12 protein-coding genes are annotated in these 13,077 nt (G+C 66.3%); 9 read left to right on the top strand and 3 right to left on the bottom strand.

Features of this window, described 5'->3' with window-relative positions; all coding sequences use genetic code 11:
• Nucleotides 1-88 precede the first annotated feature (88 nt).
• From ACGFK1_RS28180 to rpmF, 3 genes are all read right to left on the bottom strand, one after another.
• On the bottom strand, nucleotides 89-1,564 hold the full coding sequence (locus ACGFK1_RS28180) for an ATP-binding protein (protein ID WP_393437424.1): 1,476 nt from the start codon (nucleotides 1,562-1,564) through the stop codon (nucleotides 89-91).
• Entirely contained in the window at nucleotides 1,564-2,250 is a 687-nt protein-coding gene (locus ACGFK1_RS28175) for a response regulator transcription factor (RefSeq protein ID WP_325671396.1), read from the bottom strand. Before ACGFK1_RS28175 ends, ACGFK1_RS28180 begins: the two co-directional genes overlap by 1 nt.
• A 94-nt stretch (nucleotides 2,251-2,344) precedes the next feature.
• Nucleotides 2,345-2,518 (bottom strand): 50S ribosomal protein L32, encoded by a 174-nt coding sequence (gene rpmF, locus ACGFK1_RS28170; protein WP_067811989.1) that lies wholly within the window; start codon nucleotides 2,516-2,518, stop codon nucleotides 2,345-2,347.
• 186 nt (nucleotides 2,519-2,704) lie between these two features.
• Between rpmF and ACGFK1_RS28165 the strand changes: the two genes are divergently transcribed.
• From ACGFK1_RS28165 to ACGFK1_RS28125, 9 genes are all read left to right on the top strand, one after another.
• The gene (locus ACGFK1_RS28165) at nucleotides 2,705-4,411 is read left to right on the top strand and encodes an acyclic terpene utilization AtuA family protein (RefSeq protein ID WP_393437419.1); all 1,707 of its coding nucleotides are present in this window, start codon (nucleotides 2,705-2,707) and stop codon (nucleotides 4,409-4,411) included.
• The gene (locus ACGFK1_RS28160; RefSeq protein ID WP_393437416.1) at nucleotides 4,408-5,556 is read left to right on the top strand and encodes an acyl-CoA dehydrogenase family protein; all 1,149 of its coding nucleotides are present in this window, start codon (nucleotides 4,408-4,410) and stop codon (nucleotides 5,554-5,556) included. Before ACGFK1_RS28165 ends, ACGFK1_RS28160 begins: the two co-directional genes overlap by 4 nt.
• A complete protein-coding gene (locus ACGFK1_RS28155; RefSeq protein ID WP_393437413.1) occupies nucleotides 5,553-7,148 on the top strand; it encodes an acyl-CoA carboxylase subunit beta in 1,596 nt (531 codons plus the stop codon). The genes ACGFK1_RS28160 and ACGFK1_RS28155 overlap by 4 nt, the downstream gene beginning before the upstream one ends.
• A 48-nt stretch (nucleotides 7,149-7,196) precedes the next feature.
• Nucleotides 7,197-9,140, top strand: coding sequence for an acetyl/propionyl/methylcrotonyl-CoA carboxylase subunit alpha (locus tag ACGFK1_RS28150; protein ID WP_393437410.1), 1,944 nt, complete (start codon nucleotides 7,197-7,199; stop codon nucleotides 9,138-9,140).
• Nucleotides 9,140-10,300: an acyl-CoA dehydrogenase family protein gene (locus ACGFK1_RS28145; RefSeq protein WP_393437407.1), complete on the top strand. Its 1,161-nt coding sequence runs from the start codon at nucleotides 9,140-9,142 to the stop codon at nucleotides 10,298-10,300. Before ACGFK1_RS28150 ends, ACGFK1_RS28145 begins: the two co-directional genes overlap by 1 nt.
• On the top strand, nucleotides 10,300-11,070 hold the full coding sequence (locus ACGFK1_RS28140) for an enoyl-CoA hydratase family protein (protein ID WP_393437404.1): 771 nt from the start codon (nucleotides 10,300-10,302) through the stop codon (nucleotides 11,068-11,070). The genes ACGFK1_RS28145 and ACGFK1_RS28140 overlap by 1 nt, the downstream gene beginning before the upstream one ends.
• Nucleotides 11,071-11,223: 153 nt before the next feature.
• Complete coding sequence (locus ACGFK1_RS28135) at nucleotides 11,224-11,556, top strand: hypothetical protein (RefSeq protein WP_393437401.1); 333 nt, start codon at nucleotides 11,224-11,226, stop codon at nucleotides 11,554-11,556.
• An 82-nt stretch (nucleotides 11,557-11,638) separates the two neighbouring features.
• Nucleotides 11,639-12,400, top strand: a complete 762-nt coding sequence (locus ACGFK1_RS28130) for an SDR family oxidoreductase (RefSeq protein WP_393437399.1) — start codon at nucleotides 11,639-11,641, stop codon at nucleotides 12,398-12,400.
• Nucleotides 12,401-12,494: 94 nt separating this feature from the next.
• Nucleotides 12,495-13,076, top strand: coding sequence for a DUF1707 domain-containing protein (locus tag ACGFK1_RS28125; RefSeq protein WP_393437397.1), 582 nt, complete (start codon nucleotides 12,495-12,497; stop codon nucleotides 13,074-13,076).
• Nucleotide 13,077: the final 1 nt, after the last annotated feature.

The following is a 13,077-nucleotide window of genomic DNA, read 5'->3' as shown; positions in this document are numbered from 1 at the left end:
AGCTCAGGGTGCCCAGTTGGGCTGAGAATCCACTTAGAGAACTTTCGGGACATGCCCAGACTTCCCTCCCCTGTACGACGGATCCCCGTCACGCATTTTCGGCGCTGACCACCGATTCGTCGGCATCGGCGCGGCGCGTCGCCGGAAGTGGCCGACCGGGCAGCACCACATAGATGGATGTACCGGGCGGTTGCCCGCCGGGCACGGTGTCCTCGACCCTAAGCGTGCCGCCGTGTTTGACCACAACCTGTTTCACGATCGCCAACCCGAGACCCGAGCCTGGCATCGCCCGCGCTGACGTCGAACGGTAGAACCGCTCGAACACCAACCGCCGCTCCTGCGGCGGTATGCCAGGCCCGAAGTCGGACACCACCAACTCGGCGTGCAGCGGATCGATCTGGGTGAGCCGGACGACGACCCTGCCACCGGGCGGGCTCCACTTCGCGGCATTGTCGAGCAGGTTGAGCACCGCGCGGGCCAGACCGCCGCCGTCGCCGTAGACCTGCCATCCGATCACAGAGACGTCGAATTCAATATCGTTGCGGCGTCGGCGAACTCGTTCAAGTGAGCGGTCCACCACGTCAGACATGTCGACGGGTTCATGCACCACCGCACCCGCCTCGTCGCGGGTGAGATCCACCAAATCGCCCACCAGTGTGGACAACTCCTCGATCTGGGCGATCACGTCGGCTCGCAGCCCGGCCATTTCTTCCTCTGGCAGCCGTGGCGCACCCGGAGCCATCGACGCCATCAGCAGTTCGACGTTGGTGCGCAGCGACGTCAACGGGGTGCGCAATTCATGCCCGGCATCGGTGACCAGCCGGGCCTGCCGTTCGCGGGATTCGGCCAGAGCCCGCAGCATCATGTTGAAAGCCTCTGTGAGGCGGGCGAGTTCGTCGCTGCCGAAGACAGGGATGGGCCTCAAGTCGTCGGTTCTGGCCACCCGTTCGGCGGCTTCGGTCAGCCTGGCCACCGGCCGAAGCCCGGCGCGGGCCACCGCGCCACCGGCCATGGCGGCCACCACCACGCCGAGGCCACCGACGATCAACAACACCGTGCCCAGCCGTTTGAGCACCTGGCTGGTCGGCGCCAGGCTCTTTGAAATCAGCAGCGAGCTGCCGTTGGTCAGGTGTAGGGCCAGCACCCGCTGGTGGTTTACGGTGCGCAGCGACATCAGCAACTCCCCTTGCACCACATCCTTTTCCGGCTCACCCAGCGGCAGCGTCTGGCCCTCCTGGTTGGCCGTATAGATGGACCGGCCGGGATTGACGAGCATCGCGTTGACGTCCGAATACGCGGTGCCCTCGATGGCCTTACCGGGATCGGCGGCCAGTGAACCGCTTTCGATCAGCAGCCGCGCCCGGCTGTGCAACTGGTTGTCGATGTCGTCGTAGAGCGCACGGGACACCACCGCATAGACCGCGACGGCCATCAGCACCACGACCATCGCCACCATCGACATCGCGAGCAGCATCACGCGCCAGCGCAGCGACAAAGAGCTGGCGGTGGCAACTGGCGGCCGCGACTTCACCCGCGACCGGAACCCGAACTTCTGGGCTGACATCAGGGCGGCGTTTCACGCAACACGTAACCCACCCCGCGCACGGTGTGGATCAGTCGCGGCTCTCCTTCGGCTTCGGTCTTGCGACGCAGATAACCGACGTACACCTCGAGCGCATTGCCGGACGTCGGGAAGTCGAATCCCCAGACCTCTTCGAGGATGCGACTGCGGGTCAGCACCCGCCGAGGGTTGGCGATCAGCATCTCCAGCAACGCGAATTCGGTGCGGGTCAGACTGATCTGCCGGTCGCCCCTGGTCACCTCGCGGGTCACCGGATCCAGGGACAGATCCGAGAACGTCAGTGCGGGCGACTCCGCGCCGTCGTCCGGCGTGGTGCGGCGCAGCAGCGCTCGCATCCGTGCCAGCAGCTCCTCCAGGGCGAATGGCTTCGGCAGGTAGTCGTCGGCGCCCGCGTCCAAGCCGGCAACGCGCTCCGAAACGGAATCTCGAGCCGTCAGTACCAGGATCGGCAAGTCATCTCCGGTGCTGCGGAGCTGCCGGCAGACCTCGAGACCGTCGAGCCGCGGCATCATCACGTCCAACACGAGGGCGTCGGGCCGATCGTTGGCGATCAGGTCGAGGGCTTCGCGCCCGTCCTGCGCCAATTCGACCGAGTATCCGTTGAAGGAAAGCGACCGGCGCAGGGATTCGCGCACAGCGCGATCGTCGTCAACGACAAGTATGCGCACAGCCACAGTGTCTATCCATCACCTGAGACTGGCCTGAGAGGCGCGCCGCTGAGCCGGCTTGGCCGGCGACATTGCGCCGGGCGCGCGATCGCGGTTAGCGACGGTCGAGGTCGATGAGACCGAGGCGGGCGGCCTTGAGCAGGCGCCGCGGGACCTTGTGCTGTTGGCCGGCGACCGTCACGTTCACCAGCTCGGGACGCTTGGCCTTCCACTGCGCGCGCCGGCTACGGGTGTTCGCGCGCGACATCCTGCGCTTGGGCACAGCCATGATCGAGCTCTCCTTTATAAGGGGTACTGAAGTGCGCGCCACGCGTGGTCCGGCGTCGCAATTGCTCTTCAGGATAGCCGGTGAGCTGCATAGGCTCCAAAACCAGGGAGCGCCTTGACGCGAAACCGGAAGTACCGTCTAACCTACCGGTTGGTTGGGCGCGCTCGGCGGCGAAAGGAAGGCTGCATGGATTCGTCTCCTGCTCCGGTCCGCATCGGCAACTGTTCCGGCTTCTACGGCGACCGGCTCGCGGCCATGCGGGAAATGCTGACCGGCGGCGACCTCGACTACCTGACCGGCGACTATCTGGCCGAGCTCACCATGCTGATCCTGGCCCGCGACCGGGCAAAGTCGCCGGAGCGCGGCTACGCCAAGACCTTCCTGGTCCAGCTCGAGGACTGCCTGGGGCTGGCGTTGGAAAAGAATGTGCGGATCGTCGCCAACGCGGGCGGGCTCAACCCAGCCGGGCTCGCCACCGCGGTGCGGGCGCTGGCCGAGCGGCTTGGCCTGACGGTCAACGTCGCGCACGTCGAGGGCGACGACCTTGTGGGGCGGGCGGACGAACTCGGGTTCGGAGCCTCCGTGTTGGCGGCCAACGCCTATCTCGGCGCGTGGGGCATCGCCGAGTGCCTCAACAGCGGCGCCGACGTGGTGGTGACGGGCCGCGTCACCGACGCGTCGGTGATCGTCGGTCCGGCCGCGGCGCATTTCGGCTGGGACCGGTCCGACTACGACGCACTCGCCGGCGCCGTGGCCGCCGGGCATGTCATCGAGTGCGGCGCGCAGGCCACCGGGGGCAATTACGCCTTCTTCACCGAACTCGCCGACCTGACGCATCCCGGCTTCCCGCTCGTCGAAATCCATGCCGACGGCTCGTCGGTGATCACCAAGCATCCCGGCACCGGCGGTGCGGTGACGGTGGGCACGGTGACGGCGCAGTTGCTGTACGAGATCGGCGGGGCCCGATACGCCAACCCTGACGTGACGCTGCGGGTGGACACCATCGAACTGTCCGACGACGGCCCCGACCGGGTGCGGATCAGCGGTGTCAAGGGCGAGCCGCCGCCACCGACACTGAAGGTGTCGTTGAACAACATCGGCGGGTTCCGCAACGAGATGGCGTTGGTGCTGACCGGCCTGGACATCGAGGCCAAGGCCGATCTGGTGCGCAGGCAACTGGAAACCAGTCTGTCGGTCAAGCCCGCGGAGATGGAGTGGACGCTGGCCCGCACGGATCATCCCGACGCCGACACCGAGGAGGCGGCCAGCGCGTTGCTGCGGTGCGTCGTGCGTGATCCCGATCCCAAGAACGTGGGCCGCCAATTCTCCTCGGCGGCAGTCGAACTCGCGCTTGCCAGCTATCCCGGGTTCACCAGCACCTCGCCACCGGGTGACGGTCAGGTCTACGGGGTGTTCACCGCGGGCTACGTCGACGCCGCCGAGGTGTCGCACGTCGCCGTGCACGCCGACGGCACGCGGGTAGACATCGCTGCGGCCACCCAAACGTTGGAGCTTGCGCCCGTACCGCCGTTCGCGCTACCCGAACCGTTACCGTTCGGTGAGACGCGCCGCATGCCTCTCGGTCGGATCGCAGGCGCGCGCAGCGGCGACAAAGGCGGGTCGGCGAATGTGGGGTTGTGGGTGCGCACCGAGCAGCACTGGCGATGGCTGGCGCATGCGCTGACCGTCGAGAAGCTACGCGAATTGCTGCCTGAGACAGCCGATTTACCCGTCACCCGCCACCTGTTGCCGAATCTGTGGGCTGTCAACTTCGTCATCGATGGTCTGCTTGGGCAGGGCGTCGCCTATCAGGCGCGGTTCGACCCGCAGGCCAAGGGCCTCGGCGAGTGGCTGCGCAGCCGAACAATCGATCTCCCGGAGAGTTTTCTATGAGCATCTGGCACACCCCCGAACGCGAGCAGCTGCGAAAGACCGTGCGCGGCTTCGCCGAACGCGAGGTCATTCCGCACGTCGACGAGTGGGAGCGCTCGGGTGAACTGCCGCGCGAATTGCATCTCAAGGCCGGCGAGCTGGGGCTGCTCGGCGCCGGACAACCGGAGGCCGTGGGCGGTGCAGGCGGCGACGGCGCGGATGCGGTGATCATCTGCGAGGAGATGCATTACGCCGGTTCGCCGGGCGGCGTGTTCGCCTCGCTGTTCACCTGCGGCATCGCTGTGCCCCACATGGCCGCCTCCGGGGATCAGCGGCTGATCGACACGTACGTCCGCCCGACGCTGCGCGGGGAGAAGATCGGCAGCCTGGCCATCACCGAACCCGGCGGCGGCTCCGACGTCGGACACCTGACCACGCGCGCGGTCCGCGACGGGGACGACTACATCATCAACGGCGCCAAGACCTACATCACCTCGGGTGTTCGCGCCGACTATGTCGTGACGGCCGCCCGCACGGGAGGCCCAGGCGCCGCAGGTGTTTCGCTGATCGTCGTCGACAAGGGCACGCCAGGGTTCGAGGTCAGTCGCAAGCTCGACAAGATGGGCTGGCGCTCGTCTGACACCGCCGAACTGTCCTACACCGATGTCCGGGTGCGCGCGACCAACCTGATCGGTGGCGAAAACACCGGTTTCGTCCAGATTGCCGCCGCATTCGTGTCCGAGCGCGTCGGGCTTGCCACGCAAGCGTATTCGAGCGCGCAGCGGTGCCTCGACTTGACCGTCGAGTGGTGCCGCAACCGCGAAACCTTCGGCAGACCGTTGATTTCGCGGCAGTCGGTCCAGAACACCCTCGCCGAAATGGCCCGCCGCATCGACGTGGCACGGATCTACACCCACCACGTGGTCGAACGCCAACTGGCGGGCGAGACGAACCTGATCGCCGAGGTGTGCTTCGCCAAGAACACCGCCGTCGAGGCGGGCGAGTGGGTGGCGAACCAAGCGGTGCAGTTGTTCGGCGGCATGGGCTACATGGCCGAGTCCGAAGTCGAGCGGCAGTACCGCGACATGCGCATCATCGGTATCGGCGGCGGCACCACCGAGATCCTCACGTCGCTCGCCGCGAAGATGCTGGGATTCCAGTCGTGACCGCACTGCGTTCGGCCGTCGACGCCGCATCAGCGGGCTATGCCGAGGCCGCGGAAGCGATGGCGGCCAAGCTGGCCGAACTCGACGCCGAGCACGCGAAGGCGTTGGCGGGCGGCGGCGAGAAGTACGTCAAACGCCACCACGATCGCGGCAAGATGACACCGCGGGAACGCATCGAGATGCTGGTCGACGCTGACGCGCCCTTCCTGGAACTCAGTCCGTTGGCCGCCTACGGCAGCCAGTACACCGTTGGCGCGAGCGTCGTCACGGGCATCGGCGCGGTGGAGGGTGTCGAATGCGTGCTGGTCGCCAATGACCCGACGGTCAAGGGCGGCACCAGCAACCCGTGGACCCTGAAGAAGATGTTGCGGGCCAACCAGATTGCCAGGGAGAACCGGCTCCCGCTGATCTCGCTGGTGGAGTCGGGCGGCGCCGACCTACCTACCCAGAAGGAGATCTTCATCCCCGGCGGCCAGGGCTTTCGCGACCTGACCCGGCTGTCGGCCGCGGGCATCCCGACCATCGCTCTGGTCTTCGGCAACTCGACGGCGGGCGGCGCGTACATCCCGGGGATGTCCGACCACGTCGTGATGATCAAGGAGCGCTCGAAGGTGTTCCTGGCCGGGCCGCCGCTGGTGAAGATGGCCACCGGCGAGGAGTCCGACGACGAATCGCTCGGTGGCGCCGAAATGCATGCGCGCACTTCTGGTCTGGCGGACTACTTCGCGGTCGACGAGCTCGACGCCATCCGCATCGGCCGCCGCATCGTCGCCAGGTTGAACTGGCGCAAGCAGGGCCCCGCTCCGAAGCCGTTCACCGACCCGCTGTTCGACGCCGAGGAGCTGATCGGGATCGTCCCTTCGGATCTGCGCATCCCGTTCGATCCGCGCGACGTGATCGCCCGCATCGTCGACGGCTCTGAATTCGACGAGTTCAAGGCCCTCTACGGCTCGTCGCTGGTGACCGGGTGGGCCACGCTGTACGGCTATCCGATCGGCATTCTCGCCAACCATCGAGGAGTGCTGTTCAGCGAGGAGTCGCAGAAGGCCACGCAGTTCATCGAGCTGGCCAACCGGTCCGACACGCCACTGTTGTTCCTGCACAACACCACCGGCTACATGGTGGGTAAGCAGTACGAGGAGGGCGGGATGATCAAGCACGGCTCGATGATGATCAATGCCGTGTCGAATTCGACCGTTCCTCACATCTCGCTGCTGATCGGCGCGTCGTACGGCGCAGGCCATTACGGCATGTGCGGGCGGGCCTACGATCCGCGTTTCCTGTTCGCTTGGCCCAGCGCGAAATCCGCGGTGATGGGCGGTGCGCAACTTGCCGGTGTGCTGTCGATTGTCAGCCGTGCCGCCGCCGAGGCGCGCGGCCAGGACTTCGACGACGCCGCCGACGCCGCAATGCGGGCGGCCGTCGAGGGCCAGATCGAGGCGGAGTCCCTGCCGATGGTGCTGTCGGGGATGCTCTACGACGACGGCGTCATCGACCCGCGCGACACCAGAACCGTATTGGGAATGTGCCTGTCCGCCATCGCGAACGGCCCGATCAAGGGGACGTCGAACTTCGGCGTCTTCCGGATGTGACGGCCCCATGATCCACGCGACAGGTGTGCAAATCACCGAGGGAAGCAGATGATCAACACAGTTCTGGTCGCCAACCGCGGTGAGATCGCTCGCCGGGTGTTCGACACCTGTCGCAGGCTCGGCATCGGCACGGTCGCCGTGTACACCGACCCCGACGCGGCATCTCCGCATGTGGCCGACGCCGACGCGGCGGTGCGCCTCGAGGGCCGCAACGGTTACCTCGACGCCGCACAGTTGATCAACGCGGCACGCGCTGCCGGCGCCGACGCGATTCATCCGGGATACGGATTTCTCTCGGAGAACGCTGAATTCGCCTCCACGGTGATCGATGCTGGCCTGATCTGGATCGGGCCGCCGGTGGCCGCGGTCGCGGCGATGGGGTCGAAGATCGAGGCCAAGAAGATGATGGCCGCCGCCGGCGTGCCGGTGCTCGAGGAGCTCGACCCAGAGACTGTGACCGCCGAGCAGTTGCCGGTGCTCATCAAGGCATCCGCCGGCGGCGGTGGCCGCGGCATGCGGGTGGTCCGCGAATTGTCGGAACTGTCGGCACAGGTGGAAGCCGCACGCCGTGAGGCACAGTCGGCGTTCGGCGATCCGACGGTGTTCTGTGAGCGCTACCTGGCGACCGGCCATCACGTCGAGGTGCAGGTGCTCGCCGATCAACACGGCACCGTGTGGGCGGTCGGCGAACGCGAATGCTCCATTCAGCGCCGCCATCAGAAGATCATCGAGGAGGCGCCGTCGCCGCTGGTCGAGCGCACGCCGGGGATGCGCGCCAGGCTTTTCGACGCTGCCCGGGTCGCCGCGACCGCGATCGGCTACACCGGCGCGGGCACCGTCGAATTCATGGCGGACGACCGCGGCGAGTTCTTCTTCCTCGAGATGAACACCCGGCTGCAGGTCGAGCACCCAGTCACCGAAGAGACCACAGGCCTGGACCTGGTCGAGCTGCAACTGGCGGTTGCCGACGGTTCTCGGCTCGACCGGGAACCCCCTCCGTCGCGGGGGTATTCGATCGAAGCACGGTTGTACGCCGAGGATCCCGCCAAGGGGTGGCAGCCGCAGGCGGGCACGGTGCACCACTTCGACGTGCCGAAGCATGTGCGGCTGGACACCGGCGTCGTCGACGGCTCAGTGATCTCGGTGTTCTACGACCCGATGATCGCCAAAGTCATCTCCTACGCCTCGAACCGGCGTCAGGCGGCAGGCGTGCTCGCAGACGCCCTGGCGCGCACCCGCCTCCACGGCGTCCGCACCAACCGCGACCTGCTGGTGAATGTGCTGCGCCATCCGGCTTTCCTCGACGGCGCCACCGACACGGCATTCTTTGACACCCACGGGCTGGCTGCCTTGGCCTCACCACTGGCCGACGACTCGACGGTGGCGCTGTCAGCAGTGGCCGCCGCACTCGCCGACGCCGCACACAACCGCTGCACCGCAACGGTTTTCACGGCAGCACCGAGCGGTTGGCGCAACCTCGCATCCGGCTACCAGACCAAGTCCTACAGCGCAGGAGACGACACCCACCGGGTGCGGTACCGCTTCACCCGCAACGGGGTGGAGTTGGCCGACCATGACGACGTGGCGCTGGTGAGCGCGGAATCCGAGCGGGTGGTGCTGTCGGTCAACGGTGTTGACCGCGGGTTCGACGTGGTCCGCTACGGCACCGAGGTATTCGTCGACTCTGCGCTTGGCCCCGTGCACCTCGTTGCGCTGCCCCGCTTTCCCGACCCCGACGCCGCTGTGGCGCAGGGTTCGCTGCTGGCGCCGATGCCAGGCTCGGTGCTGCGGGTCGGCGCCGCGGTGGGCGACACCGTGCGGGCGGGCCAACCTCTGATCTGGCTCGAGGCGATGAAGATGGAACACACCGTGACGGCACCGAGCGACGGTGTGCTGGCTGAACTCAACGTCGAGGCCGGCCAGCAGGTCGAGGTCGGCTTCGCACTGGCCCGAGTAGTGACCCGAGTGGACACCCCTGGAGGAGACGCGTAATGACAGGCTTCATCGAAACCGAGGAACAGCAAGCCCTGCGCAAGGCCGTTTCAGCGATGGCGGCCAACTACGGCCAGGATTACTACCTCGAGAAGGCCCGGGCGGGCCAGCACACCGACGAATTATGGAGTGAGGCAGGCAAACTCGGATTCATCGGCGTCAATCTGCCCGAGCAGTACGGTGGCGGCGGCGCTGGCATGTACGAGTTGTCGACGGTGATGGAGGAGATGGCCGCAGCGGGATGTCCGCTGCTGATGATGGTCGTCTCCCCCGCGATCAACGGCACCATCATCGCCAAGTTCGGCACCGAGGAGCAGAGGAAGCGGTGGCTGCCCGGCATTGCCGACGGTGCGACCACGATGGCGTTCGCGATCACCGAACCCGACGCGGGCTCGAACAGCCACCGCATCACGACCACCGCGCGTCGTGACGGCAGCGACTGGATCCTGTCGGGCCAGAAGGTGTTCATCTCCGGCATCGATCAGGCGCAGGCGGTGCTTGTCGTCGGCCGCACCGAAGACCACAAGACCGGCAACCTCAAGCCGGCGCTGTTCATCGTGCCGACCGATACACAAGGTCTTAGTTGGACCAAGATCGAGATGGAACTGACCAGTCCGGAAAGCCAGTTCCAGGTGTTCCTCGACGAGGTGCGGTTGCCCTCGGATGCGTTGGTGGGTTCGGAGGACGCGGCCATCGCGCAACTGTTCGCCGGGCTGAACCCCGAGCGGATCATGGGCGCGGCCAGCGCGGTGGGCATGGGCCGGTTCGCGATCAGCAAGGCGGTCGACTACGTGAAGACCCGGCAGGTGTGGAAGACGCCGATCGGCGCGCATCAGGGCCTGTCGCATCCCTTGGCGCAGAACCACATTGATATCGAACTCGCCAAGCTGATGATGCAGAAGGCGGCGTCGCTGTACGACGCGGGCGACGACGCGGGCGCCGCCGAGGCCGCGAACATGGCCAAGTACGCCGCCGGTGAAGCGTCGGTGCGCGCCGTCGATCAGGCCGTGCAGTCGCTGGGCGGCAACGGGCTGACCAAGGAGTACGGCATCGCCGCGGCGGTGACGGCGTCGAAGCTGGCACGCATCGCGCCGGTGAGCCGAGAGATGGTGCTCAACTTCGTGGCGCAGACGTCGCTCGGCCTGCCGCGGTCGTACTGATGGCGACGCTCGTCCACTACGCCGTCGAGGGGCCGGTCGCACGGATCACCCTCGACTCGCCGGACAACCGCAATGCCTTGTCCACGAGGCTGGTCGATCAGTTGCATCAAGCTTTCACGGAGGCCACCGAGGAATCAGGCGTGCGCGCGGTCGTCCTCGGTCACACCGGCGGGACATTCTGCGCGGGTGCAGATCTCGCCGAGGCGGCCGGACGTGACCCCGGCGAGCTTGCGGTCGACAGGGCCCGCGAGCTCACCGACCTGTTGCGGCGGATTCTCAAGTTGTCGATCCCGGTGATCGCGGCGATCGACGGGCACGTGCGGGCGGGCGGACTCGGTTTGGTCGGCGCATGCGACATCGCGGTTGCGGGTCAGGCCAGCACATTCGCGTTGACGGAGGCGCGGATCGGCGTCGCGCCGTCGATCATTTCGCTGACCCTGCTCCCGAAGATGTCGGCGCGCGCCGCCGGTCGTTACTTCGTCACCGGAGAGAAGTTCGGCCCCTCCGAGGCCGCCGAAATGGGACTGATCACCGTCGCGGCCCCCGATGTGCCGGCGACGGTGTCGTCGCTGACCACCGCAATCGCCAAGGCGTCGCCGCAGGGGCTGGCCGCCTCGAAGGCATTGACGACCGCGGCGATTCTGGAGGCCTTCGACCGGCACGCCGAGGAGCTGTCGGAGGAGTCGGCACGGCTGTTCGTCTCGGAGGAGGCGCGCGAAGGCATGATGGCATTCCTGCAGAAACGGCGACCTAGTTGGATTGACCCGTAGCCGTAATTCAGGCGCAATATTTGTGCGCCAATCTGTCTTCAGCGCGGTAATATTATTTTCGCTACCGTTAAATTGGTTAAACACACAATACCATGGGTAGTTAAGATCGGTTAAGGGCGTACGGGGCGCCCATCTGAGTCGAGGAGACGTCTCATGAAGCGAACACTGATTACAGCCGCTGCAGGCGCCATCGGCGCTCTGGGAACCGCTGGTTTGATGGCAGCTGCGCCGGCCCAGGCCGACTGCGCGGATCCGAGTGACCCCGGTTTCACGCCTCCGTTGACACCGGCACGTGTCGTGTGCGTTGCCAACGAGCAGGCCGGGACTTTCGCAATGACAGTCAGCCCGGCGTACAACCTCGATCGTTTCCTGAACGGGAATCCGACTGACGACGGAGGTCGCGATGGGCTCGGAATCCTGGACCAGCCCCAAACGTTCGTCAACAGCATCGGCGACTTCTTGAATGGGCCGCGCAGCCCCGAGTAGTTTTCAATGCCAGTCAGCGGGCACTTGCGCATGCGCGTAGGTGCCCGTTTTCTTTTCAGTCGGCGCGTAGGCTAGGCGACCGATGAGTCGCCACGTCCTCGTCACCGGCGCCACCGGCACTTTGGGCCGGAAGCTGGTTGGCGCGGCGACGGAAGCCGGACATCACGTACGCGCGATGAGCCGACACAGTCATGTCGGCTACACGGGTGTGCACTGGGCACAGGGCGACCTGTTGAGCAACACCGGTGTGGACGCCGCCGTCGACGGCGTGAATGTGGTGTTGCATTGCGCCACTCAGGGCACCGCCGATAAGGACGTCACCTCGACCGAGAACCTCATCACAGCGGCGCGTCGGGCGGGCGTTGATCACATTGTGTACGTGTCGATCGTCGGCATCGACCGGATCCCTTTGCCGTATTACAAGACCAAGTTGTGCGTCGAGGAAACCTTGCGGGCCTCCGGCATCGGACATACGGTGCTGCGCGCGACGCAGTTTCACGATCTGGTCATGATGACTTTCACGATCCAGCGGTTCTCCCCGCTGCTGTGGTCATTGAAGGGCGTGCGGTTCCAGCCCATCGACACCCGTGACGTCACCATGCGGCTGGTCGAGTTGATCGACGGCGAACCCGCAGGACGGGTTCCCGACATCGGCGGTCCGGCCGTGCACACCCACGCCGATTTGGCCCGCACCTACTTGAGCGCCCGAGGCGGCCGTCGACCCATCGTGGAGCTACCGGCGCCAGGGCGCATCGCCGCAGGTTTCCGATCGGGTGCGAACCTGGTTCCTGACAACCCGGTGGGCACCATCGGCTTTGCCGACTACCTGGCCGAGACCATCTAAAGTTTGCTCATCTAGCTGCTTCGCCGGAATGACCGAGAGCACAGTTTGGCCAACGACCTTGCATGTGCCAGCGTTAGTCGTAGGCTCGATGTCGATGAGCACTCCAGCGTCGCGGAACAGTTCGATGCGTGCTGCAGACACCGATCGGATTCAGGTGGCGCAGTTGCTCACCGACGCCGCCGCCCAAGGCCGGTTGCCGCTGAGCGAATACGAAGACCGGCTGACCAAGGCGTATGCCGCGCAGACCTACGACGAACTCGACCGCATCAGCGCCGACCTACCCGGTGCAGTCACCAGGGCACCCGGCGGCGGTCCGTGTCGGCCCGCACCGTCGACTCTGCTGCTGGCGATCATGAGCGGCTTCGAGCGCCGCGGCCGCTGGAATGTGCCCAAGCGGTTGACAACCTTCGCCCTGTGGGGCGGCGGCGTGGTGGATTTGCGGTATGCCGATTTCACGTCACCCGACGTCGAGATCCACTCGTACTCGATCATGGGCGGCCAGACCATCCTGGTACCGCCCGAAGTCAACGTCGACCTGCGCGGCGTGGGCGTGATGGGAACGTTCGACCAGGAGGTCAACGGCGAAGGTTCCCCCGGCGCGCCGTGCGTGCGGATCCGCGGCTTCTCGCTGTGGGGCAGCGTCGCCGTCAAACGCAAGAAGCGCAAGGCCGCCTGAT

Origin of the sequence: Mycobacterium sp. NPDC048908 (assembly GCF_043197955.1) — a bacterium.
In the GTDB taxonomy this organism is placed as follows: Bacteria; Actinomycetota; Actinomycetes; order Mycobacteriales; family Mycobacteriaceae; genus Mycobacterium.
The sequence above is the reverse complement of the archived record's forward strand: the minus strand, read 5'-3'. Positions and strand labels throughout refer to the sequence as shown.

Bases quoted from the DNA above. Each gene is read 5' to 3' on its own strand.
- ACGFK1_RS28165 (WP_393437419.1), top strand. From the start codon at position 2,705: ATGGATTCGTCTCCTGCTCCGGTCCGCATCGGCAACTGTTCCGGCTTC.
- ACGFK1_RS28150 (WP_393437410.1), top strand. From the start codon at position 7,197: ATGATCAACACAGTTCTGGTCGCCAACCGCGGTGAGATCGCTCGCCGG.
- rpmF (WP_067811989.1), bottom strand. From the start codon at position 2,518: ATGGCTGTGCCCAAGCGCAGGATGTCGCGCGCGAACACCCGTAGCCGG.
- ACGFK1_RS28160 (WP_393437416.1), top strand. From the start codon at position 4,408: ATGAGCATCTGGCACACCCCCGAACGCGAGCAGCTGCGAAAGACCGTG.
- ACGFK1_RS28180 (WP_393437424.1), bottom strand. From the start codon at position 1,564: ATGTCAGCCCAGAAGTTCGGGTTCCGGTCGCGGGTGAAGTCGCGGCCG.
- ACGFK1_RS28140 (WP_393437404.1), top strand. From the start codon at position 10,300: ATGGCGACGCTCGTCCACTACGCCGTCGAGGGGCCGGTCGCACGGATC.
- ACGFK1_RS28125 (WP_393437397.1), top strand. From the start codon at position 12,495: ATGAGCACTCCAGCGTCGCGGAACAGTTCGATGCGTGCTGCAGACACC.
- ACGFK1_RS28130 (WP_393437399.1), top strand. From the start codon at position 11,639: ATGAGTCGCCACGTCCTCGTCACCGGCGCCACCGGCACTTTGGGCCGG.
- ACGFK1_RS28145 (WP_393437407.1), top strand. From the start codon at position 9,140: ATGACAGGCTTCATCGAAACCGAGGAACAGCAAGCCCTGCGCAAGGCC.
- ACGFK1_RS28135 (WP_393437401.1), top strand. From the start codon at position 11,224: ATGAAGCGAACACTGATTACAGCCGCTGCAGGCGCCATCGGCGCTCTG.